This is a genomic window from Erythrobacter sp. JB3-1 (assembly GCF_057364995.1).
This window is the reverse complement of record NZ_CP200289.1, coordinates 592,501-614,819: the sequence shown is the minus strand read 5'-3', so window position 1 is coordinate 614,819 and position 22,319 is coordinate 592,501. Positions and strand designations below refer to the sequence as shown.

At 59.1% G+C, this 22,319-nt stretch carries 26 protein-coding genes and 1 tRNA gene (1 of these 27 running past the window's edge); 13 read left to right on the top strand and 14 right to left on the bottom strand.

Translation table 11 applies throughout. The features are described 5' to 3' along the window. Nucleotides 1–78 precede the first annotated feature (78 nt). The 3 genes from AC0V6M_RS02955 to AC0V6M_RS02945 all read right to left on the bottom strand — a co-directional run bounded on the left by AC0V6M_RS02955 (nucleotide 79) and on the right by AC0V6M_RS02945 (nucleotide 1,414). A complete protein-coding gene (locus tag AC0V6M_RS02955) occupies nucleotides 79–615 on the bottom strand; it encodes a tyrosine-type recombinase/integrase (protein ID WP_486137378.1) in 537 nt (178 codons plus the stop codon). Between the two features lie 15 nt (nucleotides 616–630). Beyond that, nucleotides 631–1,170: a tyrosine-type recombinase/integrase gene (locus AC0V6M_RS02950; protein WP_486137377.1), complete on the bottom strand. Its 540-nt coding sequence runs from the start codon at nucleotides 1,168–1,170 to the stop codon at nucleotides 631–633. A 153-nt stretch (nucleotides 1,171–1,323) separates the two neighbouring features. Then, a tRNA-Ser gene (locus AC0V6M_RS02945) sits at nucleotides 1,324–1,414 on the bottom strand. 317 nt (nucleotides 1,415–1,731) lie between these two features. Between AC0V6M_RS02945 and AC0V6M_RS02940 the strand changes: the two genes are divergently transcribed. The 3 genes from AC0V6M_RS02940 (at nucleotide 1,732) to AC0V6M_RS02930 (ending at nucleotide 4,461) form a co-directional block, all read left to right on the top strand. After that, nucleotides 1,732–2,610: a DUF1134 domain-containing protein gene (locus AC0V6M_RS02940; protein WP_486137376.1), complete on the top strand. Its 879-nt coding sequence runs from the start codon at nucleotides 1,732–1,734 to the stop codon at nucleotides 2,608–2,610. Nucleotides 2,611–2,700: 90 nt separating this feature from the next. Further along, nucleotides 2,701–3,876, top strand: a complete 1,176-nt coding sequence (locus tag AC0V6M_RS02935; protein WP_486137375.1) for an amino acid aminotransferase — start codon at nucleotides 2,701–2,703, stop codon at nucleotides 3,874–3,876. Between the two features lie 12 nt (nucleotides 3,877–3,888). Beyond that, on the top strand, nucleotides 3,889–4,461 hold the full coding sequence (locus tag AC0V6M_RS02930) for a GNAT family N-acetyltransferase (RefSeq protein WP_486137374.1): 573 nt from the start codon (nucleotides 3,889–3,891) through the stop codon (nucleotides 4,459–4,461). Here the strand turns inward: AC0V6M_RS02930 and AC0V6M_RS02925 are convergent. The 6 genes from AC0V6M_RS02925 to AC0V6M_RS02900 form a co-directional block, all read right to left on the bottom strand. Next, nucleotides 4,458–5,081, bottom strand: a complete 624-nt coding sequence (locus AC0V6M_RS02925) for a riboflavin synthase (protein ID WP_486137373.1) — start codon at nucleotides 5,079–5,081, stop codon at nucleotides 4,458–4,460. The genes AC0V6M_RS02930 and AC0V6M_RS02925 overlap by 4 nt on opposite strands. A gap of 14 nt (nucleotides 5,082–5,095) precedes the next feature. After that, a complete protein-coding gene (gene ribD, locus AC0V6M_RS02920) occupies nucleotides 5,096–6,079 on the bottom strand; it encodes a bifunctional diaminohydroxyphosphoribosylaminopyrimidine deaminase/5-amino-6-(5-phosphoribosylamino)uracil reductase RibD (RefSeq protein ID WP_486139558.1) in 984 nt (327 codons plus the stop codon). After that, complete coding sequence (locus AC0V6M_RS02915; RefSeq protein WP_486137372.1) at nucleotides 6,076–6,546, bottom strand: hypothetical protein; 471 nt, start codon at nucleotides 6,544–6,546, stop codon at nucleotides 6,076–6,078. Before AC0V6M_RS02915 ends, ribD begins: the two co-directional genes overlap by 4 nt. A 61-nt stretch (nucleotides 6,547–6,607) precedes the next feature. After that, nucleotides 6,608–7,342, bottom strand: coding sequence for a M48 family metallopeptidase (locus AC0V6M_RS02910; RefSeq protein ID WP_486137371.1), 735 nt, complete (start codon nucleotides 7,340–7,342; stop codon nucleotides 6,608–6,610). Then, nucleotides 7,339–7,815: a YcgN family cysteine cluster protein gene (locus AC0V6M_RS02905; protein ID WP_486137370.1), complete on the bottom strand. Its 477-nt coding sequence runs from the start codon at nucleotides 7,813–7,815 to the stop codon at nucleotides 7,339–7,341. Before AC0V6M_RS02905 ends, AC0V6M_RS02910 begins: the two co-directional genes overlap by 4 nt. Beyond that, on the bottom strand, nucleotides 7,803–8,342 hold the full coding sequence (locus AC0V6M_RS02900) for an SCO family protein (RefSeq protein WP_486137369.1): 540 nt from the start codon (nucleotides 8,340–8,342) through the stop codon (nucleotides 7,803–7,805). The genes AC0V6M_RS02905 and AC0V6M_RS02900 overlap by 13 nt, the downstream gene beginning before the upstream one ends. Nucleotides 8,343–8,536: 194 nt before the next feature. On the opposite strand from AC0V6M_RS02900, the gene AC0V6M_RS02895 reads away from it, so the two are divergent. The 5 genes from AC0V6M_RS02895 to AC0V6M_RS02875 all read left to right on the top strand — a co-directional run bounded on the left by AC0V6M_RS02895 (nucleotide 8,537) and on the right by AC0V6M_RS02875 (nucleotide 11,260). Further along, nucleotides 8,537–9,187 (top strand): ankyrin repeat domain-containing protein, encoded by a 651-nt coding sequence (locus AC0V6M_RS02895; RefSeq protein WP_486137368.1) that lies wholly within the window; start codon nucleotides 8,537–8,539, stop codon nucleotides 9,185–9,187. A gap of 1 nt (nucleotide 9,188) precedes the next feature. Then, the gene (locus tag AC0V6M_RS02890) at nucleotides 9,189–9,848 is read left to right on the top strand and encodes a COQ9 family protein (protein WP_486137367.1); all 660 of its coding nucleotides are present in this window, start codon (nucleotides 9,189–9,191) and stop codon (nucleotides 9,846–9,848) included. 126 nt (nucleotides 9,849–9,974) lie between these two features. After that, the gene (ssb, locus tag AC0V6M_RS02885; protein WP_486137366.1) at nucleotides 9,975–10,514 is read left to right on the top strand and encodes a single-stranded DNA-binding protein; all 540 of its coding nucleotides are present in this window, start codon (nucleotides 9,975–9,977) and stop codon (nucleotides 10,512–10,514) included. Nucleotides 10,515–10,706: 192 nt separating this feature from the next. Further along, the gene (locus AC0V6M_RS02880; protein WP_486137365.1) at nucleotides 10,707–11,060 is read left to right on the top strand and encodes a hypothetical protein; all 354 of its coding nucleotides are present in this window, start codon (nucleotides 10,707–10,709) and stop codon (nucleotides 11,058–11,060) included. After that, nucleotides 11,057–11,260, top strand: coding sequence for a helix-turn-helix transcriptional regulator (locus AC0V6M_RS02875; RefSeq protein ID WP_486137364.1), 204 nt, complete (start codon nucleotides 11,057–11,059; stop codon nucleotides 11,258–11,260). Before AC0V6M_RS02880 ends, AC0V6M_RS02875 begins: the two co-directional genes overlap by 4 nt. Here AC0V6M_RS02875 and AC0V6M_RS02870 read toward each other — a convergent pair. Together AC0V6M_RS02870 and AC0V6M_RS02865 are read right to left on the bottom strand one after the other, a co-directional pair. After that, nucleotides 11,257–11,796, bottom strand: coding sequence for a YceD family protein (locus AC0V6M_RS02870; protein ID WP_486137363.1), 540 nt, complete (start codon nucleotides 11,794–11,796; stop codon nucleotides 11,257–11,259). The genes AC0V6M_RS02875 and AC0V6M_RS02870 overlap by 4 nt on opposite strands. Beyond that, nucleotides 11,793–12,320, bottom strand: coding sequence for a ubiquinol-cytochrome C chaperone family protein (locus AC0V6M_RS02865; RefSeq protein ID WP_486137362.1), 528 nt, complete (start codon nucleotides 12,318–12,320; stop codon nucleotides 11,793–11,795). The genes AC0V6M_RS02870 and AC0V6M_RS02865 overlap by 4 nt, the downstream gene beginning before the upstream one ends. 215 nt (nucleotides 12,321–12,535) lie before the next feature. On the opposite strand from AC0V6M_RS02865, the gene AC0V6M_RS02860 reads away from it, so the two are divergent. The 5 genes from AC0V6M_RS02860 to AC0V6M_RS02840 all read left to right on the top strand — a co-directional run bounded on the left by AC0V6M_RS02860 (nucleotide 12,536) and on the right by AC0V6M_RS02840 (nucleotide 18,374). Beyond that, the gene (locus AC0V6M_RS02860) at nucleotides 12,536–13,027 is read left to right on the top strand and encodes an outer membrane protein assembly factor BamE (protein WP_486137361.1); all 492 of its coding nucleotides are present in this window, start codon (nucleotides 12,536–12,538) and stop codon (nucleotides 13,025–13,027) included. 42 nt (nucleotides 13,028–13,069) lie between these two features. Next, nucleotides 13,070–13,630 carry an ATP-dependent protease subunit HslV gene (hslV, locus tag AC0V6M_RS02855; protein ID WP_486137360.1) on the top strand — a complete coding sequence of 187 codons (561 nt, stop codon included), beginning with the start codon at nucleotides 13,070–13,072 and terminating at the stop codon, nucleotides 13,628–13,630. 48 nt (nucleotides 13,631–13,678) lie between these two features. Further along, nucleotides 13,679–14,980 (top strand): ATP-dependent protease ATPase subunit HslU, encoded by a 1,302-nt coding sequence (gene hslU, locus AC0V6M_RS02850; protein ID WP_486137359.1) that lies wholly within the window; start codon nucleotides 13,679–13,681, stop codon nucleotides 14,978–14,980. Then, nucleotides 14,980–15,390: an ACT domain-containing protein gene (locus AC0V6M_RS02845; RefSeq protein WP_486137358.1), complete on the top strand. Its 411-nt coding sequence runs from the start codon at nucleotides 14,980–14,982 to the stop codon at nucleotides 15,388–15,390. Before hslU ends, AC0V6M_RS02845 begins: the two co-directional genes overlap by 1 nt. A 101-nt stretch (nucleotides 15,391–15,491) precedes the next feature. Next, nucleotides 15,492–18,374: a M16 family metallopeptidase gene (locus AC0V6M_RS02840; protein ID WP_486137357.1), complete on the top strand. Its 2,883-nt coding sequence runs from the start codon at nucleotides 15,492–15,494 to the stop codon at nucleotides 18,372–18,374. A 38-nt stretch (nucleotides 18,375–18,412) separates the two neighbouring features. On the opposite strand, the gene AC0V6M_RS02835 is transcribed toward AC0V6M_RS02840, so the two are convergent. From AC0V6M_RS02835 to AC0V6M_RS02825, 3 genes are all read right to left on the bottom strand, one after another. After that, nucleotides 18,413–20,251 carry an ABCB family ABC transporter ATP-binding protein/permease gene (locus AC0V6M_RS02835; RefSeq protein ID WP_486137356.1) on the bottom strand — a complete coding sequence of 613 codons (1,839 nt, stop codon included), beginning with the start codon at nucleotides 20,249–20,251 and terminating at the stop codon, nucleotides 18,413–18,415. 74 nt (nucleotides 20,252–20,325) lie between these two features. Next, on the bottom strand, nucleotides 20,326–21,276 hold the full coding sequence (locus AC0V6M_RS02830) for an aspartyl protease family protein (protein ID WP_486137355.1): 951 nt from the start codon (nucleotides 21,274–21,276) through the stop codon (nucleotides 20,326–20,328). 118 nt (nucleotides 21,277–21,394) lie between these two features. Continuing rightward, nucleotides 21,395–22,319 carry the 3' portion of a lipopolysaccharide biosynthesis protein gene (locus AC0V6M_RS02825; protein WP_486137354.1) on the bottom strand. The gene runs 638 nt beyond the window's last position, so 925 of the gene's 1,563 nt are visible here — the last part of the coding sequence; its start codon lies off the right edge, out of view; the stop codon is at nucleotides 21,395–21,397.

Sequence of the window (22,319 nt, the reverse complement as noted above, 5' to 3'; positions counted from 1 at the left end):
CCGCTTGGAGCGTTTGGGCCTCATTGCGCCTCGTCCAGATCGTAGGGACTGCCATCGATGATAGCACGCTTGCAGGGCTTATATTGTTCCCTTTCTAGGCCCTTCATTCGTGCAAAAGTTTGCCCATTCACGCATCAGCTCGCGCCTTTTCTCGAGGTAGTTGGTGCGCCGATAGGCGGCCTCAAATCTGTTGCCTACAGCGTGTGCTAGCGCCGCCTCAGCAACCTCGCCCGGGTAGCTGGTTTGCTCCGCTGCCCAGTCCCGGAATGAAGATCGAAAGCCATGCACTGTGTATGGCAGCTTGGCATAGCGGAGGATCTTGAGGAGCGTCATATCGGACATTGGCCGCATCACATTACGTCCTGGGAAGATCAGATCGCTGCACGGGGCATAGTATGGTTTCGCGCGTTCCAACACGCCTAGAGCTGCATCGCTCAAAGGTACGACATGCTCCTTGCCAACTTTCATTCGATCAGCGGGAATGGTCCAGAGCTTGTCTTTAAGGTCGATCTCGGACCACTTGGCACCGCGAACTTCGCCAGAACACGAACCGCATAGAATCAGGAACTCCAGCGCCAGTCGTGCGACGCTCTCCCGCTTCCAAAGGTGCCGCATGAACGCGGGAACCTCTTAATAGGGCATAGCTGCAAAGTGATTGTCGCGCTTGGGTTGACGCGGGAGCGCTCGTTCTAATGAACGCATTGGAGCCTCGGTTGCGCGCATTCCATTGGCATAGGCCCAGTCTAGAACGACTCCAATGCGTTGCTTCACCCGGCGCGCAGTTTCAGGTTTCTCGAGCCAAATTGGTAACAGGCATTCGCGGATCAACGGGCCTTCGATATCATTGACCAATCTTTGGCCCAGTTTGGGGAAGGCGTATTTCTCTAAAGTTGTGATCCATTGATCCTGATGCTTGCCGTTCTTCCAGCCTGCTTTTTGTTCGGCATGAACCTTTCGCGCAGCCTCGGCAAAGGTCGGCACAACCCTCTCTGCCTTCTCCCGCTCAGCAATCGGATCAAGCCCGATATCGCGTCTTCGGCCCTTGATTGTCGCCCTTAGAACCCAATAGCCTTTGCCTGGACCTTTCAAAACTAGCGTGAGTCCATCACCATCGGCATATCTACCGGGTGTCTTCAGATTGCGAATTTGCAGTGCGGCGAGCTTTCCCATGACCATCCATAATCTGTCCGCTCCCACAATGAATCAAAGAAACAGCGGAATTGATAGGAGCATAATAAGAACAAAAATTCCAATGCAAGACCTAAAAAGCCCAGAATTCCCGGACTTTCAGGCACTTCGTTGGACATCTTGGGATGGTATAGGTGGCGGAGACGGAGGGATTCGAACCCTCGATACCCGTAGTAGGTATGGTTCCTTAGCAGGGAACTGGTTTCAGCCACTCACCCACGTCTCCGCAACGCTCGCACTGCGTTTTCGCTGCGAAGGCGCGCTATAGGCGCGGCGATTGCCAGCGGCAAGGTACCTCTTTTCAAAAAATTGGCGAGGGGCAGCGGATAGGGCGGATCTGTTGGGCGGCCCAGGCGGGCTCGCGCCGTGATTACGCGTATCAGCCGCGCGCTAAACCGCCCTGTTTGCGCGATCCATCGGGAAATCGATTCGGTTCATCGTGTTTTCGATTCGATTCATCGCCAGGTAATTGTCGCGCGTGCAGCAAAGGACTCTGCTCGGCCCTGAACAGGCCTGAAAACGGCAATAGGAAGGTTAAACCTGATGGTTTTACAGCAGCTGATCACTCGCACGGGTATCGCATTCGCGGGAAGCATCGCGCTTTTGAGCGCGCCTTTGTCTGCCCAAGGGGTGGAAACATTCGATCCAGATGAGGCTTATGATGCCTCCGCTCAGGCCGATCTTGCGCCAATCGATGGCGACTTGCTCGATCCGGCCAGCGCCGCAGCAACGGGCAGCAATGCGCCCGTGCCGGTGCCAGCGAACGATGGCACTTCGACCGCATGGGGTGTCTCTGCGCCTGCGCCGCAGCCAGCGCAGCCGACATTTGATGATGAGTTTGCCACCTATTCAAACGATACGCAGACGGCCCCTGAATGGACGAACCCTGATGCGGGCGGTGAGGTTGGCGCTGATCCATCGATCCAGGCGGCCAATGCCGACACATACGGCGAAGATGATCTGATCGGCGCGGCTGAAGGCGTGTTCGGCAAAGGCGCAGAGGGCCTGGCCGGACTGATCGAAGATCTGCTTAAGAAGCAGGGCGAGCCAAACGGCTATATCATCGGCCGCGAGGCTGGCGGCGCGTTCATCGTCGGCGCGCGCTATGGCTCTGGCACATTGCACCACAAGATCGAGGGCGAGCGGAAAGTCTATTGGACCGGCCCATCAATCGGCTTTGACGCGGGCGCCAATGCAGGCAACACCTTTGTGCTGGTCTATAACCTCCACGATACCGAGGAGCTGTACGAGCGCTATCCAGCGGGCGAAGGCCAAGCCTATCTCGTGGGCGGTATGCACGCGAGCTACATGCGCAAAGGCGACGTTGTGCTGATCCCAATCCGTGTCGGCGCTGGCCTGCGCCTGGGCGTGAACGCGGGCTATATGAAGTTTTCCAAGAAGCAGCGCTGGCTGCCGTTCTAAGCAAAACGTGATTTGTTCCGCATAACTCAGCTGCAATAACGCAAAAGCTGGTTGCGGCATTGCTCGCCACGCGGCATTGCGCATGGCGTTATGCTCAATCGACTCGAAACCCAATCGCCCGACGCGCTGCTCGCGCTGATCAAGCTCTACGCCGACGACAGTCGCACCGATAAAATCGACCTTGGTGTCGGTGTCTATCGCACGGATAACGGCGACACGCCGGTGTTCGCCGCTATCAAGGCGGCGGAGCAGCGGCTGGTCGATACGCAAGACAGCAAAAGCTATCTCGGGCCAGAGGGCGACATGGGCTTCGTCAATGCGCTGATGCCCTATATCTTTGGCGATGATGCGACGATGGGCGGGCGCATCGCTGGGATGCAGACCCCCGGCGGGACCGGCGCAGTTCGCCTCGCGGCGGCTCTGGCGCAGAAAGCTGGGCTAGAGCGGCTGTATATGGGCACGCCAAGCTGGCCCAACCACGCGCAAATCTTTCGTGATATTGCAATGGAGTTTGCTCCGTTCGAGCACGCCAAGGCGGATGGCACCGCGAATATCGATGGCGTGTTGGAGGCCATTCGCTCTGCGCAGCCCAATTCCGGCATTCTTCTGCATGGCTGCTGCCACAACCCGACGGGCGTGGAATACACCGCTGAGCAATGGGACGCGATTGGTGATGCCATTGCGGAAACCGGCATCTTCCCGATCATCGACACCGCCTATCAGGGGCTGGGTGATGGCTTGGAAGAAGATGCAGCTGGATTGCGCAGCGTGCTCGCGAAAGTGCCAGAGGCCTTCATCGCTTACGGCTGCGATAAGAACTTTGGCATGTACCGCGACCGGGTCGGGGCGTTTTACATCTTGGCCGACGATCAGGCCGTGCTCGACAAGGCGTTTTCGAACGCCAATGCGCTGGCGCGGGCAAGCTGGTCTATGCCGCCTGACCATGGCGGCTCTGCTGTGCGCGAAATCTTGCGTGATGGCGAGCTGACACGGGTTTGGCTTGATGAGTTGGACACAATGCGTGAGCGGATGAGCGAAGTGCGCGCCCGCTTAGCAGCGGCGGGACAGACAGGCGGGGTCGATCTGACGCCGTTGGGTCAGCAAAATGGCCTGTTCTCCGTGCTTCCTGTGAGCAAAGAGCAAGTGGCGACACTGCGCGAGAAGCATGGGATTTATATGGCCGCATCGGGCCGGATCAACATTGCTGGCCTCAATATGGGCAATATCGACCGGTTCATCGCCGCCGTTGCTGACGTTACTGTGTGAGGGCAATCGCGGGTGGACCGTCAGCCAACCCTAGAAGGTGAGCGGGTTCTCCTAAGGCCTTTGCAAGAAGAGGATTGGGAGGCGCTGTTTTCTATCGCCTCTGATCCCGCCGTGTGGGAACAGCACCCGATGCACGACCGCTGGCGCGAGGATGTGTTCCGCCCGTTCTTCGACGATGCGCTGGCGCAAGGCGGGGCCTTGGCGGTCATCGACAAAACCAAAGATGCAATCATCGGGTCGACCCGGTTTCAGACGTATGACGAAGCGGACGGCGGGTCGGTTGAGATCGGATGGACCTTCATTGCCCCGCGCTATTGGGGCCGCGGCCTCAATCCTGAGATGAAACGATTGATGCTCGCACACGCTTTTGAAAGTGTCGCGCGGGTCGATTTTCGCGTTGGGGAAACCAACTATCGCTCACGCATCGCGCTGGAGAACATTGGTGCTGAGCGTTCGCGCCGCACCGAGCTTACCCAATATCAGGGCAGGCGCGTGCTCCACATCGTCTATGAAATTACCGCTGAAAGCTTCGCCTCTGGGCCGCTCGTCTCAAATGAGTCCGACGACGAAGCGGACGAAAGTTAGCGAACCGCTTGCAGGCTCTGCATCCGCTTGAGATAGCGCGCGAGCACATCAATCTCGAGATTGACCTGATCTCCCACCGTCAGCTTGCCAAGCGTGGTGACCTCGCTGGTGTGCGGAATGATGTTGAGCGCAAAGTCGCAGGCACCGTCCTGGCGATCGCGCACGTCATTCACCGTCAGGGATACGCCATCAATCGTGATCGACCCCTTGGCCGCGATAAAAGGCGCCATGCTGGCCCGCGCGCGGATCGCGACCTTCCACGAATCGCCTTGCTCTTTCGCCAGCACAACCTCGCCAATCGAATCGACATGGCCGGTCACAATATGGCCGCCAATCTCATCGCCAACGCGTAGGCTTGGCTCGATGTTGAGCGTCCGGCCCTCAGTCCACATATCGCGAACTGTGCACGATACGGTCTCACCTGAGACATCCACGTCAAACCAGGCGTCCCCGGCCTCTCCGCCGCGATCAATCACTGTCAGACACACGCCAGAGCACGCGATAGAAGCGCCAATGTCGATCCGCGCAGGGTCTAATGGCGCCGCAATCCGAACGCGCAAATCGCCCCGCTGGTCGAGGGATTGGATCGTGCCGATGGCGGTAACAATTCCGGTAAACATGAATGCGTTCCTTGTTAGCGCTGACGCAGATACGACGTGAACGTGTCTCTGCCAAGCTGGCGATGATCTGCACTGGCCCAGCGACCATGCGCCGCGTCCAGCGAATTGAGCTCCAATGCGCCTAGGCCGCGCAGGCCGTCGCCAATGACGATGGGCGCGCGGTACAGGTGAAGTTCGTCAATGAGGTCTTCTTTCAGAAAGCTTGCCGCTGTCTGCGCGCCGCTCTCAACATAGAGGTGCTGCACGCCTTCAAGCCCGCCGATCTCGCTTGGCGCGGCAATGGCTTGAACACCCTCTGGCGCGTCGCGGCGGGTGAGCACAACGCGCGATGGACTGCGCGCTTCAAGGCCGGGCAGGCGAACATTGAGACGCGGCTCATCCGCGCGCCATGTGCTGCCCCCGACGAGGATCGCATCATTGCGGGCCCGCTGAGCATGAACATGAGCGCGGGCAGCTTCGCCAGTGATCCATTGGCTGGTCCCATCGGCCAGCGCGATGCATCCATCCAATGACATTGCGAGCTTCAGCGTCACATAGGGGCGGCTGAGCCTAGCCCGCGTCAAATAGCCAGCGAGGCTGCGCTCGGCGCCCGCATGGTCAAGGATAGTGACGTCAATCCCGGCGGCACGCAGTCGCTCTACGCCAGCGCCTGCAGTGCGCGGGTCAGGGTCACTCTGTCCGACCACAACCCGCGCGGGCTGAGCAGAAGCCAGCAAGTCGGCGCAGGATGGCCCGCGCTCTGATTTGTGAGCACATGGCTCCAGTGTGACGTAAATCGTCGCACCCTTCGCGCCGTCTGTGCCTAGAGTGGATAGGGCATGCGCCTCTGCATGTGGGCGGCCGCCAGGCTGCGTCCAACCGCGAGAAATCGGCTGGTCATCGCGCACGACTAGCGCGGCGACACCCGGATTCGGGCGACTGAGCGGACGAGCGCGAGCAGACAGCCGCGCGGCGGCCTCCATCCAGACATCGTCGGAACGTGCGGCCCGCAAAGTTATGGCGCTTCGCTTTCGCTGCTTGCCGACGAAGTTTGTTCGTTGCGGGAGGAAAGCGCCTCCAGGCGCGCCGTTTCGGCGGCGGCTTCTGCGGCGCGGTCCGCCTCTGCTTGGCGCTCCATTTCTTCAACGTCGAAACCGCTCGCTGCGCCTAGGGCTTTATAGGCATCGCGTTTGCGTTGTTCATATTCCGCGATGCGGGCGGCGCGCGCGTCCTTGGCGGCCTGATTTTCCTCGTTGGAGGCGATGATTTCGTCGTCCGTGCGGTCCGGCGCAAAGCTGGTGATGTAGGTCACGCTTGGGCGCTCTGGCGGCATATAGGCGGTTTCGGATGTCGCCCACAGCATGATGAGCGCAAACGGCAGCGAAGACACGAATAGGATCGGCCAGCGATAGGGGTTGGGCTTGCGAAACTCCGACCAGAAGTCTGCAATGCCGGCCTTTGGATTGAAACGCGATTTCGACAGCATGGCGGCAATATAGGGCGCAAAGGGGCGCTATGCCAGTGGTGCTTTTGAGTGGGCGCTCGTCTTAGCCAAAGCTGGTGTAGAGCGTGCGGCCTTGCTCTTTCAGCCAGCGGTCAGCGCGGCTGATATCCTCTTCATAAAGATCATCGAGCAGCGCGTAGAATGCCGGGCTGTGATCGAAATGGACCAGATGGGTGACCTCATGCGCGGCGACTGAACGTCGAACAAAGTCGGGCGCCTGCACCAATCGCCAATTGATCCGAATTTGGTTTTTCTCAGAGCAACTGCCCCAGCGTTTTTGCGCGCGAGATAGGCCGACGGGCACTTTGTCCAACTCGGCGCGCTCGCAATAGTCCGACACGTCTTGTTCGAACAGCGCCAGAGCCTCGCGCTCGAGCCAGCTTTTGAGGCGCTTCTCCAGCGCGTTTTCCGGCCCGCCAATCTTTATTTGACCGCCCATTTTAAGCGGGCGGCGCGGGGCATCCGGCGACCACTCGACGAGGAGTGGCTCCCCGCGAAACAGGATCTCACCGCCGGGCTGAGGCGCACAGCGGCGCGGGATGCGCGCCAATTGCTCGGTCAACCATTCGGTGCGCGAGAGGGCAAAGTTGAGCGCCTCGCCCGTGCGCGCCCAGGCCGGCATGCTGATGCGCACTTCGCTGCCATCGGGCGCAAGGCGCAAGGTCAGCCGCTTGGCGTTTTTCATTCGCCTCAGCGCAATTGGCAAGGTTTGATCGCCCAGCTCAATTTCGTGGGTAACGGGCTTGTCGCTCTCTGCGCGGCGTAGCCAATCGATCATGGAGCCGCCTTTACGAAAGGCGAGCTGTCCACGCCTTCGCCCCATTGGACGATGTGATGTTCCAGCGGGCCAGCATCATTCTCGCTCACGACCCGGCCTGCCACTGACACACCCGCATGCTTCACCGCTTCGCGGTCGCCGCTGATCAGATAGTGCCATTCTGGCAGATCGCGTCCCTCCGCTCGCATCCGATAGGCGCAGGTTGAGGGCAGCCAAGGCACGTCTTCCACGATCTTCAGCGTTAAGCGCAGGCAATCCGGCACGAAGGCTTTGCGGTTGCGATAATCGCTGCACTGCGCGCTTTCGCAATCGAGCAATTTGCAGGCGACATTGGTGTCGGTGATCTCGCCCGTATCAGCGTCTTCGATTTTATGCAGACAGCAGCGCCCACAGCCATCGCATAGGGCCTCCCATTCGGCGCGGTTAAGCTCAGCCAGCTTAAGCGTCCAAAATTCGTCTCTTAGCTCACCCATTTGTCGAGTTCTGCTGCGACCGCCTCTGGCCCTTGATCGGTTGGCAAAGTGGCGAGCGGCTCGCCGCCCGGCCCAAACAGATAAGTGATCGTCGAGTGGTTGATCAGATACCCGCCGCCCGGCGTGTCTTCACCGCGCTCATAAAAGATGCGGAAATTGTCCGCCGCCGTTTTGACCTGTTCAGCGCTGCCAGTGAGACCAATCAGATCATCGGAAAAGGCCGAGGCAAATTCGCCAACGATCTCCGGCGTATCGCGCTCCGTATCAACCGAGATGAAAATCGGCTGGATATTGCCAGCGCGTTCCGGCGAGCTCTCGGCAAATTGGCCGAGTCCCTGGATCATGCGCTGTACATCTGTGGGGCAGATGTCCGGGCAAAAGGCAAAGCCGAAATAGACAATCCGATATTGCCCATCAAAATCCGCCCAGCGCACGGTTTCCCCGGTGGAGCTGATCAGCTCGAACGGGCCTCCGATGTCTGCGCCGGCGAGCGGCGGCTCGCCCACGTCTGCGGCGGCGTTTGGCATGCCAGAGCAGCCTGCCAATGCGAGGCTGCATGCGAGCGCGAGGCTCGCGAAAAAACGTCGGGCTGGCTTCAAGGTGTTGGCGCGCTGGTTCATGGTCTGCTAACTGAGCTTAGTTCAAAAGGATCGAAGCATCGGGGCTCCGCTTAACTGCGTCCTCAATAATGATCTGGCAGGAAATGTGAAAGGATAGAAGCTTGGGGCGCTCATTTTTGCGTAGTTTTGGCGCTGCGGCGGTATTGGCGTGCGGCGGAGCAGCGGCCATGGGGCTTGGCAGTGTGGTGCTGACAGCGCCGCTCGCCGCGCAAGGTTTCTCCGATGGTTTTGAGTTTCTCAAAGCGGTTGAAGAGCGAGACGGCGATGCAGCGACAGCTTTCTTGAATGAGCCAGGCACGACCATCGTCAACAGCCGCGACATCACCTCTGGCGAGACGGGTTTGCACATCGTGGTGGCCCGCCGCGACACCGTTTGGGTGCGCTTTCTGCTGCAGCGCGGGGCCAATCCCAATATCCGCGACAAGAAGGGGGTGACCCCGCTGCAGATGGCCACCACGCTTGGTTTTGTTGATGGGGTGGAGGAGCTGATCAAACGCGGCGCGCAGGTCGATGTCAGTGATAAATCTGGTGAGACGCCGCTGATCGCCGCCGTACACCGGCGCGACACCGCGGTCATCCGGTTGCTGCTGGACAAGGGCGCAGACCCCGACCGCAATGACAATTCCGGGCGCTCTGCGCGGGATTATGTTGAGCTGATGAATTCCAACAGCGCCATTCTGGCCGAATTTACGCGCGCCGATAAAGAACGCGAAGAAAAGGGAACGGATCGCAATTACGGGCCTTCTTTCTGATATGAGCGACTTTTCTGACATGACCCTGGATGAGCTGCGCGTTGCGCTGGCCCCGGATATTGCGGCTTCGGCTATCTTTGATGGATGGAACGAGACAGTGCTGCTAGCCGCTGCTGATATGGCGGGCGCTGATCCAGATGTCGCAAAGCTGGCCTATCCCGGCGGCGCGATGGACATGATCACAGCGTGGATCGAGAATATCGACGCGCAGATGGAAGCGGAATGGCCCGCTGAAAAACTGGGTGAACTGAAAATTCGCGAGCGCATTCGCGAACTCGTCGCGTTTCGTTTGAAAGCGGTCGACGGATTGGACGAGGCCTTGCGCCGCGCGCTTTCGATCATGGCAATGCCTCATAACGCGCCCGCATCGCTTAAGATCGGCTGGAACTCAGCGGATCTGATGTGGCGGCTCGCTGGCGACACCGCGACCGATTACAATCACTACACTAAGCGCACGTTCCTGGCCGGGATCTACAGCGCGACATTGGCTGTCTTCGTCAATGATGACAGCGAGGGCAAAGAGGCAACCTATGCCTTCCTCGATCGCCGCATTGACGGCGTTATGAAGTTTGAAAAAGCCAAAGCGAAGTTTCTGGGCGGAGAGCGCGAGACGTTCAGCTTGTCGCGCTTCCTCGGCCGTTTGCGTTACCCAAGCACATAAGGTTCTGGATAAGCGCGTTCAGCGCTCGCCTCTGCTTGCCCGCTCGCTTATGACAATAGGGAATCGCAAACACGGGCCGCGGGCATTGCCGCGTTCTCAGGCAACACAAGCAAAGGGTTTCAAGACATGGCGGGTTCGCTCAACAAGGTAATGCTGATCGGCAATTTGGGCGCTGACCCTGAAATTCGCAGTTTCCAGAATGGCGGCAAGGTCGCCAATCTGCGCATCGCGACCAGCGAAACCTGGAAAGATCGCAACACGGGCGAACGCCAGGAACGCACCGAATGGCACACGGTGGCGATTTTCTCAGAAGGCCTCGTCAACGTGGTCGAAAACTACCTCAAGAAAGGCTCAAAAGTCTTTATTGAGGGCAAGCTTCAGACCCGCAAATGGCAGGACCAATCCGGCAATGATCGCTATTCCACCGAAGTGGTGCTGCGCGGCTATGATGGCACGCTGACCATGCTCGATGGCCGCGGCGAAGGCGGCGGCGGTGGTGGTGGTCGCTCAGGCGGCGGCTACGGCGGCGGCGGCGGTCAGGGCGGCGGCCAAGGTGGCGGCGGCTGGAACCAAGGTGGCGGCGGCTCTGGCGGGGGTAACCAAGGCGGCGGAAACGCTGGCGGCGGCGGAGGTTACGATGACCTCGACGACGACATCCCGTTCTGATCGGTTCAAACCAATCCAAACATCAAAGAGCCTCGCAGAAAATTCTGCGGGGCTTTTTGTTTGTCGAAACACTGAATGTTAAAAGAGTTGGACATTTCTCGAAAAATGTTAAAAGATTTGTACATTATCGCTGAATAGAGGAATGCGTAAATGACGTACCGCAAGATGTTTTGGCTGACGGCCGCCTTGGCTTTGGGAACCGCTCTGGTCGCGGGCTTTTTCATTGGCAATGCCGTTGAGAATACCGGTGCTGTCGAGAATCCTGAATTCGTCCTGCCCGCTTTGTTTGCGGTTGCAGGCGTCGTTGCTTTCGCATCTTGGCTTTGGTGGCAAAAAACTGATGACCTTCAGCAGCAAGGTCAATTGATCAGTTGGTGGTGGAGCGGAAATATCGGAGCGGTGATCATGCTGATCACACTCGTGGTGATGACCGGTCGGCACAGTGAAATGAGTATGGGCGCGGGGTATGTATTCGGCGCTGAGTTCGCCGGAATGCTCATTGTCTGGCTTGTATGGAAATTCCGCGGCCGGGGCGCGGCAGAATGAAGAACTGCCTGCGCGATCTGCGCAAAGCGCGGGGCCTTAATCAGGCTGATCTTGCCGAGGCTCTGGAGGTTTCGCGCCAGACGATCATCGCGGTGGAGGCCGACAAATACGATCCCTCACTGCCGATGGCGTACCGCTTAGCGGCCTATTTCGATGTCGCGGTGGAGGAACTGTTCTTGAATCCGTGGAAGACGGATTAGCCCTTCTTAAGCGCGGCGAGCATTTCTGCCATCGGGCCGTCTTGCTCGCCTTCTGCGACAATACCCGCCTTGGCGCGCACTGCATCGGCGTTCGGCCCCTCGGCGTAAGGATCAATCGCCAAGCCCAGGCTTTGCGCGACCGCTTCGCCTAGATCAAAGGCGTCGCCTGAATATTCAATCTCGTCGAGGTCTTCATCGGACAATTCGATCTCGAGGTCTTCGGTCGCATCGGCGAGGGCTGCGCGAGTTGTCTCTGCATCTACGAATTTGAGCGCAATCTCTTCGCTCACTTCAACCGGAAATTCCTCACCCGATACGGCGCATATTTGGATGAACGCGGCGTGCATCGTTCCGTTGGCGCGTACTCCGCCATTCGCCGCACCTTCCAGAGACACTTCGGCGCTCAGGGACGAAATACTGGCCAGCGCAAACCGGCTCGCGAGCGCAGCCTTTTCGGTCTCATCCGCTTCAACCACAATAGGCTTCGCTGGCAGAGGTCGGACCTTGACCATGCGGCTTAGCTCAGATGTGCTCATTCTACGCCTTCTGCCTTGATCACTTGCTCATCGCTCAGCGCCGCCAATCGAACCGAGAGCTCTTGCAGCTTGCCGGAAACACAGGCGGCTGAGGTGGCTTCATCGCGGCCTTCCAAAAAGGTCACATTGCGCGCGACAGCATCCGTGATTTTGGCAGAATCGCCCTCGCCAAAGGCGCTGCGATAGGCGCCTAGACGGCCGCCCAGCACTCCCATCAATTTGCCAACGCGCTTGCCCACGACCACGTCGTTGACGCCAAATTCGCGCAATTGCCCTTCCATGTCCTCAACGAACAGCTCGGCCAGTAGGGCGCTTTCGCTGCGCATTTCAGCGGCCTCCACGCGCAGGATCACAACGCTCAGCACAGCGGTGATCATGTCGAACCGGCCATCCACGCTGTCATCGACGCCGCATTCTGAATAATAGCTCGGCTCGCGCGCAAGCTCGATCACGCGGTGCCACAGCGGGCGCACTTTCTCGCGCGGGTCAGGCGCAGTCCCGAGCATTTTCGATAGGAATGACATTCAGGGCCCTTTCGCCTCAAAGTTCAGCCTTGAGGGCAGAAATCTCTGCCGCATTCAGCCAGAATTCAACCAATTCACCCCGGCTGCGATAGACAGCGGCGTTGCAAGGTGCGGGTCAGCCGCTTAAAGCCTTGCGAAATGTGATATAGGAAGCCGCTGAAGTGCGGCAATAGATGGCCTTACATTGGTCATGAATTGAAGGATTGGCGGACACGATGAGTAGGCTTGATAGTGCAGCGGGCGCGAACATCTGGCGCAAGGCCCGCGCGCTCACCTTGGTGGCTGGGGCTGGACTGGCGCTGGCCGGGTGTTCTTCTATTCAAGAGACGCGAGGCTATGTCGTCGACAATGTCTTGCTGCAATCGATCCAGCCTGGGATTGATAATCAGCGTTCTGTCGAAGGCACCTTGGGCCGCCCAAGTTTCACCAGCCAATATGGCGACCCAACCTGGTATTATGTCTCCAGCGTCACGGGCCGCCGCCCATTGGTGCGCCCCCGCATTCAGCAGCATTCCGTTTTGGCGGTTAAGTTCGATGCGGCGGGCAATGTAGCGTCCGTGGAAAACGCTGGGTTGGATCAAGTCGTGTTCCTGTCACCAGATGGCGACAAGACGCCGACCCTGGGCCGAGAGCGCGGTTTCCTAGAAGACTTGTTCGGCAATATCGGCACGGTTGGCTCCGGTGTCGGACCCACTGGAGCGCAGTAGCGCTAGCTTGATTGCCAGAATTGAGCGCCCATATCGCGTGCCATGAGTAACGACACGGCGAGCCACGGCCTGACCCAGTGGCACGGCACCACCATTGTTGGCGTGAAGCGCGATGGCAAAATCGTCATCGCGGGCGATGGTCAGGTTTCCATGGGCAACACCGTGATGAAACCCAATGCGCGCAAGGTTCGACGGATCGGCGAGGGCGGCAAAGTCGTCGCAGGCTTTGCCGGTGCGACCGCCGATGCGTTCACTTTGTTTGAGCGGCTTGAGAAAAAGCTGGAGCAATATTCCGGCCAATTGCTGCGCGCTGCAGTGGAGCTCGCCAAGGATTGGCGTACGGACAAATACCTGCGCAACCTTGAAGCTTTGATGATCGTAGCGGACAGCGAGACTTTGCTGGTGCTGACCGGCAATGGCGACGTGCTGGAGCCGGAAGGCGGCATCGCAGCGATTGGATCGGGCGGCAATTATGCGCTGGCTGCGGCGAAAGCGCTGGCTGATTACGAGAGTGATGCGGAGCAAATCGCGACCAAGGCAATGGCCGTGGCGGCGGACATTTGCGTCTTCACCAATGGCAATGTGACACTCGAAACAGTGTAAGCTCGCTAGGCGCTGAGCTTCCACTTTCTTTCTTCCTGACGGATAATCATGACAGACAATCTTACACCCAAAGCAATTGTTGCTGCGCTCGATGAGCATATCATTGGCCAAAAAGACGCCAAGCGCGCCGTTGCTGTCGCGCTGCGCAATCGCTGGCGCAGGCAGAGGCTGAACGCGGATTTGCGCGATGAGGTGACGCCAAAGAACATTCTGATGATCGGCCCAACTGGCTGCGGTAAGACCGAGATCAGCCGCCGCCTCGCAAAGCTGGCCGAGGCGCCATTCGTAAAGATCGAGGCGACCAAGTTTACCGAGGTCGGATATGTCGGCCGCGATGTGGAGCAGATCGCCCGTGATCTCGCCGAAGAAGCAATCCGGCTTGAAAAGGAGCGCCGCCGCGAGGCCGTGCGCGAAGCGGCCTCTGATGCCGCAATGGAGCGCCTGCTCAACGCTTTGGTCGGCGACAACGCCTCAGAGGCGACCCGCGAGAGCTTCCGCCAGCGCATCATTCAAGACGCGATGAACGAGGTTGAGGTCGAAATCGACGTGACCGAGGCGCCTAATATGCCGTTTGATATGGGCAATATGGGCGGCAATATGGGCATGATCGACCTGTCAGACATGATGGGCAAAGCGCTCGGCAAAACGCCCACCAAACGCCGCAAGATGCGCGTGCCAGAGGCGTGGGACAAGCTGGTCGATGAAGAGGCGGACAAGCGGCTCGATGATGACGATGTTGCGCAAACGGCTTTGCGCAATGCGGAAACCAACGGGATCGTGTTCCTAGACGAGATCGACAAAATCGCGGTCTCTGATGTGCGCGGCGGCTCCGTCAGCCGAGAGGGCGTGCAGCGCGACCTTTTGCCGCTGATCGAGGGCACGACGGTCAGCACCAAATATGGCCCGATGAAGACGGACCATGTGCTATTTATCGCCAGCGGCGCGTTCCATTTGGCCAAGCCATCGGACATGCTGCCTGAATTGCAGGGCCGCTTACCGATCCGGGTTGAGCTGCGCGCGCTGACGGAAGAGGATTTCGTGCGCATTCTGGGCGAGACCAAGGCCAATCTGGTCGAGCAATATCGCGCACTGATCGGCACCGAAGACGTCACTCTAGATTTCAAAGACGACGCCGTTTCTGAGATCGCAAAGATCGCTGCTCAAGTGAACGAAAGCGTCGAGAACATCGGTGCGCGGCGTTTACAGACCGTGATGGAAAAACTGCTCGAAGAGATTAGCTTTGAGGCCGAAGAGCACCAGGGCGAGACGATTGCAATCGACGCCGATTACGTGCGAGTCCGCCTGACCGAGCTGGCTGGTAATAGCGATCTGTCGAAATACATCCTGTGATGGGCGGGCCCGTCAGTGATTTGGCCGCGATGCTGGCTGGCATGGATCCGTTGCTGCACGATCTGCCATATGTGTTCATGCATGAAGATCGCTGGACCGATTTCTCGATAGAGCTCACGGACGTGTTTGCCTCCATGCTTGAAGAGGAGGGCAGCACTTATGTGTTTCCACTCGATCAAGAATTGGAGATGACAGAAGGCCTGCCCCGGTTCGCGCGCATTACCTTGCAAGTGCATTCTGATCTGGAAGCCGTGGGCCTGACCGCCGCCGTATCCTCAGCGCTGGCCGAGGCCGGTATATCTTGCAATGTCATCGCGGCGTTTCATCACGATCATCTGTTTGTGCCCTGGGACCGGCGTCTCGAGGCGATGGCTATATTGAAGCAGCTCACCAACGACGCAGGTCGATGATTCTCAACCCTTCGGCGAGCGAGCCCGCGATCATTGCTTGAGCTTGCGCGCTAAGAAGGCTTTAACAGTGCCCAACACTTTCATGATTGGGGACTGAAAGCATGATCACTCAGACATTTCGCCGCACTTTCCTTGCCAGCGTTGCAACCGCTGCCTTGGCCATGGGCGCACCCGCCATTGCCGATGACCATTCCGGCGATGGCGCGCAGGAGGCTCCAACCCTCTCTGCTCCGAAAATCGAATACACCCGCTGGCAGCCGGACAACGGCCTGACCGTGATCGCCCTGCCAGACAACACTACCGCCAATGTCACGACGTCGCTGTGGTATAAGGTTGGCTCAAAGCATGACCCAGAAGGCCGCTCCGGCTTTTCGCATTTGTTCGAGCATATCCTCAGCCGCAAGACGGTGAACATGCCGTACAATATGATCAATAAACTGACCGAGGATGCCGGGGGCCAGCGTAATGCCTCCAACTGGATTGATCGCACCAATTATTTCGAGACAGTGCCCGCGCAATATCTCGAGACTATGCTGTGGACCCACCGCGAGCGGATGGCATTCCCCGTGGTCGATGCCGAGGTGTTTGAGAACGAGCGCAATGTCGTGAAGGAAGAGCTGCGCACCCGGGTGCTCGCACCGCCCTATGGACGGCTTCAGCGGATCGTAATCCCAGAAAATGCTTTTGATGTGCTGCCGATGCGTCGCCCTGGTATTGGTTCGATCGAAGATCTGGATTCGGCGACTTTGGATGACGCTCGTGCGTTTCATCAGGCCTATTACGGTCCCGATACAGCAACCCTGATCGTTGCCGGCAATTTCGAAATGGAAAAGCTGCGCGCGCTGGTCGATCAATATTTTGCAGATATTGAACCGCGGGATAATCCGATCAGCCTCGAGATCGAAGGCAATGAACCCGTTCGCACAGAGCCGCGTTCCATTGCCGCCACCGCGCCCAATGTCCCTTTGCCAGTGGTCGGCGGAATTTGGAAAGCGCCGCCTGTCAGCAGCGAAGACGCAGCAGCGATTGAAGTGCTGTCCGCGATCATGGCGCGCGGCCAAAGTAGCCGCCTGCACACGGCCTTGGTGCGCACCGGGAAAGCGGTTCAGGCCGCCCATTTTGACACAATGACGATGGACGGCGGCTTTATCGCCAATTTTGCCGTGCTCAGCCCGGTGGCGAATTCCGAGGAAGCGGACGCCATCCTGAATGCAGAGCTGGAGCGTGTTCGCACAGAGCCAGTGACCGATGCGGAGCTGACTGAGGCGAAGAACGAGATTTTCTCCTCAGCCCTGTCTCAGCGCCAGACGGTTCGCGGGCGCGCCTTTGAGCTGGGTGAGGCCTTGGTCTCAACCGGCAATCCCGATGCCGCCGATGCGCGGCTTGCCCGAATTGCCTCCGTCACCGCGGAAGACGTCCAGCGCGTCGCAGCCAAATGGCTCGATCCAAATGCCAAAGTGTCGATGACCTATACGGCTGGTGAGGATGATCCGTCGACCTATGCCAATCCGGTGCCGCGCCCAAGTTATGGAAGGGTGCCTCCCGCCACGGGCGAACCGCTGGAGCTGCTGCCTGAAGGGGAGCGCATGGCGCCGCCAGCTCCGATTGACGCGCCGGAGGTGGTGCGCAGCGACTTTGTGACGAGCACGCTGGCCAATGGCATTCCGCTTGTGACGACTCAGACCAGCGACGTGCCAATCGCAACAATCACGATCGTGTTCCCCGGTGGGGACGCGAGCGATCCTGCGGACAAAGCAGGACTTGCCGGTTTCGTCGCAAGCCTCGCCGATCAGGGCACAGCCACGCGCAGCGCGCCAGAGATTGCCGCGACTTTGGAATCGCTTGGTGCATCGCTTAACATCAGCAGCAGCCCGGACGGCACCTTTGCGAGCCTGACCGCGCCAACGGTCAATCTGAACAAAGCCGGAGAGGTGCTGGTCGATATCATTCAAAATGCCAGCTACCCGACCGAGGAATTGGAGCGGGAACGCAAGCGCGCGATGGATGGAATTGACGCGACGCTTAAAGATCCAAGCTCGCTCGCCGGATTGGTCGCGACCCGCGTGATGTATGGCGATGCGCCCTATGGCCGGGTCGCCACGGTAAGCAGCATTCCGAACATTTCCCGCGAAGATCTGCTGGCAACCCGCGCGGCCTATTGGCATCCGCAGACGGCCAAGATCGTCGTGAGCGGGGGCATTGCTGCGGACGAAGCGGCGACATTGGCAGGCAATCTGTTTGGCGAGTGGGAAGCGAGCAGCGCGCCGCCTGCAATGGTCGCGAATCCTGCAGGCAGCGGCACCGCCCCGCGCACTTTGGTGATCGATATGCCCAATGCGGGCCAAGCCGCCGTGATCGCTGGCGTTCGCGGTATCTCGCGTTCGGATGAGGATTTCTATCCCGTCTGGCTGGCCAATACGGTGCTGGGTTCAGGCTCCAACGGGCGCTTGTTTGAAGAGGTTCGGACCAAGCGCGCCTTGGCCTACGGTGCCTATTCGCAAATGCCTCAGCTGGCCGATGCCGCCGTATGGCGCGCGATTGCGCAGACTGACCATGCGACAGCCGACGATGTTGCGGCGGTCTTCTTTGAAGAGTTTGAAAAGCTGAGCGCTCAGCCGGCAAGCGAAGATGCGATTGAAAAGCGCCGGCTGTTCCTGGGCGGAGCGATCGCTCGCAGTCTGGAAACCAGCGGCGGGTTCAATGGCTTGGTCGCGAGCGCCATGCTGCGCGGGCTTGAGCCGGATGAGGCGTTCCAGATTGCGGAGCGTCTGTCTGATGTGAGCGCTGAGGAAGCGGCTCAGGTCGCAGCGGAATATCTGACCAAGGATCGCACATCGCTGGTGATCGTCGGCAAGGCTGAAGACTTCTTGGAAGACTTGCAGGCTCTGCGCGGCGAGGTTGAAGTGATCGCTTTTGACGATCTCGATCTGGCCGCAAGTGATTTGCGCAAGTCAGCCGCTGCGGCGCCCGCTGGCGGCGAATAAAGGCGAGACATGGAAGCGGTGAGGGGCGTTCTGGCCTCTCACCGCTCCGTGCCGGCTGCCTTCTCTTCCGCGCTTTCATTGGCCTGCCGCGCCCACATTTCTGCATAAAGCCCGCGCTTACTCAGCAGCTCAGCGTGCGTGCCTTGCTCGGCCAATCGCCCGGCCTCCAGCACTATGATCTGATCCGCATCGGCAATTGTTGAGAGTCGGTGCGCAATCGCGATCGTCGTGCGGCCAGCGGCAATGCGGCGCAAGGTGGCCAGAATTTCCTGTTCTGTCCGTGTGTCGAGCGCGCTGGTTGCCTCATCCAGCAGCAGGATCGGCGGGTCTTTCACAAGAGTGCGAGCAATTGCCACCCGCTGCTTCTCACCGCCGGACAGCTTAAGCCCGCGTTCGCCGACCATGGTCTCAAACCCATCGGGCAAACCTTCGATCAGGGGCGTTAGCGCAGCATCTTGTGCGGCGCGTGCGATCACGTCGTTGGTCGCATCAGCGGCGCCGTAGCCAATGTTGTAATGCAGCGTGTCGTTGAACAGCACGCTGTCCTGCGGGACGATGCCAATTGCCTCGCGTACGCTTCCTTGCGCGACCTGCGCGATGTCCTGACCGTCGATCAAGATGCGACCGGAGGTGGGATCGTAAAATCGGAACAGCAGCCGCCCGATAGTGCTCTTGCCCGCCCCGGAAGGGCCGACAATTGCGACATTGCCAGAGGCAGGCACTTCAAAGCTAAGCCCATGAAGGATCGTGCGCTCTGGGTCATAGCCGAAGGTCACATTGTCAAAGACCAGATGCGGCTTACGAACGATGAGCGCCGGAGCGCCCGGCGCATCGCGCACCTCTACCTCTGTATCCATCAAGCGGAACATCTGCGCCATATCGACGAGGCCCTGGCGGATCGTGCGATACACCCAGCCGAGGAGATCGAGCGGGCGGAACAGCTGCATCAGGAAGGTGTTGACCAGCACCAAATCACCGACGGTCAGTTCTCCCTTGCTCCAGCCCCAGACGGTGTAGGCCATTGCGCCCGCCATCAGCGCATTGGTGATCAGCGACTGCGTTATGTTGAGCAGGCCGAGCGAGTTTTCGCTCTTGACCGCTGCCTCGGCATAGGCCCGGGCCGCTTGGCTGTAACGCTTTTCCTCGCGCTCCTCAGCGCCGAAATATTTGACCGTTTCAAAGTTTAGCAGAGAATCGACCGCGCGGTGCAATGCCTGACCATCAAGGTCGTTCATCTCGCGGCGTAGCTTTGTGCGCCATTCCGTGATCCAGCGGGTGACCGCGATATAGGTGACCACGGTGACAGCGGTTGCGGCGACCAGTTCCCAGCCAAAATTCAGGTAGAAGATCACTCCCACCGCGATCAGCTCAATGGCGGTGGGCGCGATGTTGAACAGCAAGAAGTAGAGCATCATGTCGATGCTCTTGGTGCCCCGCTCAATGATCTTGGTGACCTCGCCGGTGCGGCGCGACAGATGGAAGCGCAGGCTTAGGCGGTGAAGGCGGTGGAATACATCCTCGGCCAGGCTCAAGGTGGCAGCCTGACCAACGCGTTCGAACACGATGTTGCGCAGATTGTCGAACAGCAGCGAGGTGAAGCGGCCCAGTCCGTAAGCGATCACTAAGGCCAACGCCACTGTTGCGCCTTCGCTGACCGGACCGGCCATCGCATCGGCGGCGTGCTTATAAGCGAACGGCAGCGCCAGAGTGACGCCCTTGGCCGCGAGCACGAGCACCATCGCTATAACAATCCGCCAGCGCAGGCCTGGATTGTCCTTTGGCCAAAGGTAGGGAAGAAACCGCTTGAGCGTTGCCCAGCTTTCCGGCTCGGGCGGGCGGTTTGCATGGTCAGCAGAAGTGGATGTGTCAGGCGGCATCGGTGGCGACCATGTGGGCGCACCTTATCACAAGCGCAAGGCTCTCAGGCGGCTGTGTTGCCTTAAGAGCCTTCTTAGTATCGGCTTGTTGGCTGGTTCCGGCGAAAGTCGCGGCGAACCGAGCGAGGCAGGTCAAACAAAACCCGTTGCCGCGAGAAGTCGATTGCGACACGGTCAAACATCCTCAGATGGTTCATGCCCAGTGACAGAACCGGCTTCTCCTTCAGGCCCAGCGCTTCAAAGGCTGGCGTGTCAGCAAAGGTGATCGGCACATTTTTGAGGTTGACGCCGCCGATCTCCAGACTCCTTACGAACGACATTTCTCCGGAGGCGGACACGCCGTTGACGTCAGTGGTCTGGACCGTCGCGGCGCGCTTCGTGCGAATGCGTTGGCGCAGCGCATTATTGGCGAGGCTGGCCTGCGCGCCCGTATCGATAATCACGGTGGTTTTTACGCCTTCAACCTCGGCGTTGGTAATCAGCGGCTGGCCCAGCTTGTGACGGGCGCGAACCACGATTTCAAAACCGCGCTGACTGGCTTTTTCTTTGGTGACGTCTTCGATCACCATGGTCTCATTGCGGAAATCGATCAGCACTCTGAAATCTTGCAATGTGTCGAGCCCGATGATGCCGTCCGCACCAACGTGATCTTTACAGAGAACCGGGGCGGCAAGGTTATGGATCGTGCTGCCGCCGAGCTCGAGGCTGTCCAACTCAACCACTTCAACTGGGCGGCGGCTGGCCATGCCTACCAGAGTTGCGGTGCCAAGCGATTCTAGACCCAGCGTATCATTAATCCCGTGCGTGACGGCGGTCGCTTGGCTGCCAGTGTCGATCATGAAGTTGTAGGGGCCAGCGCCATCAATGGTCACTGGCACGGTCATGCGCTCATTGCGCTCTTCTTCTAGGCTCAAAATCTCTGTGTTCGGATTGGTGAAGCTGGGCGCAATCGACTCATCCCCGGCTTGCTGTCCCATGCCAATAAAAGCCATGGAAAGCGCGGGGCCATACCAGAAATAATGCATAATGTGTCCTCCCATGTGCGCTGACTAGGGATGCTGCGCACTGCCCAAGAAGAACATACTACCAGACGATTGATGATTGCCCAAACCAAAGCGAGATGGGCTTGCATTCACAGCAGGATTAAGCACCTGCCGCGGCTGGCGCTGCGCCGCGATTGCGCAGCAGGCCCCATGTCTCGCGTACCTTCGCATTCCATCCGAACCAGAATGTGGCGGCATATACGCTGGCCCCGGCAAAGCCGTTCCACACCAGATCAATGAACGACGAGCCGAATGAAGCGTATCTTTGCAGGGCGAGCACGACCAGCGCCATTGCCCCGCAAGCGACGGCCGTTGGCGCTATCTCTTTCAAAAGAGCGAGCGGCGAGGCGCCGATGCGCGGCAAGGTGAGCGAGAGCGTGATGCAGCACAGCAATGGCGCAGCGACCCACCAAGCATGGACGAGGCCCATGGCTCCGAATTGAACGCCCCAAAGGAATGCGAGCGGCATAATGATCGCGCCACACAGACTGGTTGTTAGATAGACCTGCGTTCGGCCCATGGCATTGGTAACAGGCGAACAGATAAGGTGCAGGGCAAAGAACGGCATTGCCAGCGCCAGCCCGCCGACAATCGGGATCATGCCAGCCCATTTCTCACCAAACAGCGTTAGGATGGCCGCTTCGCTGGTCAGCGCCAGCCCGACATATATCGGTGCGGTCACCATCATCACCATACGGGCGGTCTTCAAGAAGTATGGGCCGAGCGGCTTGTTCGCGCGGTGCAGCTCTGAATAGGCGGCAAGCCCAACCTCATTGATCGGCGGCAAGAATCGGCCTGTTACAATCAGCGTGAGGAACAAGGCCTCTGAATAAAGGCCAAGGTCATAGGTCGACATCTGACGGCCCGCGATGACGATGTCGCTCTGGCTTTGGATGATCCAGAAGATCTGGCAGAGCGTCAGCGTGCCGCCGAAGGTCACCAGATCCCAAGCCCCGCGCGGATCAAATATCGGCTTCACCAATAGGCGTGCTGCAATAGAGAGCCCGATCGCGCGGCTGATAAAC

Excerpts from the sequence above, each read along its gene's own strand:
- AC0V6M_RS02955 (WP_486137378.1), bottom strand. The coding sequence starts at position 615 with ATGCGGCACCTTTGGAAGCGGGAGAGCGTCGCACGACTGGCGCTGGAG.
- AC0V6M_RS02950 (WP_486137377.1), bottom strand. The coding sequence starts at position 1,170 with ATGGGAAAGCTCGCCGCACTGCAAATTCGCAATCTGAAGACACCCGGT.
- AC0V6M_RS02940 (WP_486137376.1), top strand. The coding sequence starts at position 1,732 with ATGGTTTTACAGCAGCTGATCACTCGCACGGGTATCGCATTCGCGGGA.
- AC0V6M_RS02935 (WP_486137375.1), top strand. The coding sequence starts at position 2,701 with ATGCTCAATCGACTCGAAACCCAATCGCCCGACGCGCTGCTCGCGCTG.
- AC0V6M_RS02925 (WP_486137373.1), bottom strand. The coding sequence starts at position 5,081 with ATGTTTACCGGAATTGTTACCGCCATCGGCACGATCCAATCCCTCGAC.
- AC0V6M_RS02915 (WP_486137372.1), bottom strand. The coding sequence starts at position 6,546 with ATGCTGTCGAAATCGCGTTTCAATCCAAAGGCCGGCATTGCAGACTTC.
- AC0V6M_RS02910 (WP_486137371.1), bottom strand. The coding sequence starts at position 7,342 with ATGATCGATTGGCTACGCCGCGCAGAGAGCGACAAGCCCGTTACCCAC.
- AC0V6M_RS02905 (WP_486137370.1), bottom strand. The coding sequence starts at position 7,815 with ATGGGTGAGCTAAGAGACGAATTTTGGACGCTTAAGCTGGCTGAGCTT.
- AC0V6M_RS02900 (WP_486137369.1), bottom strand. The coding sequence starts at position 8,342 with ATGCCAAACGCCGCCGCAGACGTGGGCGAGCCGCCGCTCGCCGGCGCA.
- AC0V6M_RS02890 (WP_486137367.1), top strand. The coding sequence starts at position 9,189 with ATGAGCGACTTTTCTGACATGACCCTGGATGAGCTGCGCGTTGCGCTG.
- ssb (WP_486137366.1), top strand. The coding sequence starts at position 9,975 with ATGGCGGGTTCGCTCAACAAGGTAATGCTGATCGGCAATTTGGGCGCT.
- AC0V6M_RS02875 (WP_486137364.1), top strand. The coding sequence starts at position 11,057 with ATGAAGAACTGCCTGCGCGATCTGCGCAAAGCGCGGGGCCTTAATCAG.
- AC0V6M_RS02870 (WP_486137363.1), bottom strand. The coding sequence starts at position 11,796 with ATGAGCACATCTGAGCTAAGCCGCATGGTCAAGGTCCGACCTCTGCCA.
- AC0V6M_RS02865 (WP_486137362.1), bottom strand. The coding sequence starts at position 12,320 with ATGTCATTCCTATCGAAAATGCTCGGGACTGCGCCTGACCCGCGCGAG.
- AC0V6M_RS02860 (WP_486137361.1), top strand. The coding sequence starts at position 12,536 with ATGAGTAGGCTTGATAGTGCAGCGGGCGCGAACATCTGGCGCAAGGCC.
- hslV (WP_486137360.1), top strand. The coding sequence starts at position 13,070 with ATGAGTAACGACACGGCGAGCCACGGCCTGACCCAGTGGCACGGCACC.
- hslU (WP_486137359.1), top strand. The coding sequence starts at position 13,679 with ATGACAGACAATCTTACACCCAAAGCAATTGTTGCTGCGCTCGATGAG.
- AC0V6M_RS02845 (WP_486137358.1), top strand. The coding sequence starts at position 14,980 with ATGGGCGGGCCCGTCAGTGATTTGGCCGCGATGCTGGCTGGCATGGAT.
- AC0V6M_RS02840 (WP_486137357.1), top strand. The coding sequence starts at position 15,492 with ATGATCACTCAGACATTTCGCCGCACTTTCCTTGCCAGCGTTGCAACC.
- AC0V6M_RS02835 (WP_486137356.1), bottom strand. The coding sequence starts at position 20,251 with ATGCCGCCTGACACATCCACTTCTGCTGACCATGCAAACCGCCCGCCC.
- AC0V6M_RS02830 (WP_486137355.1), bottom strand. The coding sequence starts at position 21,276 with ATGCATTATTTCTGGTATGGCCCCGCGCTTTCCATGGCTTTTATTGGC.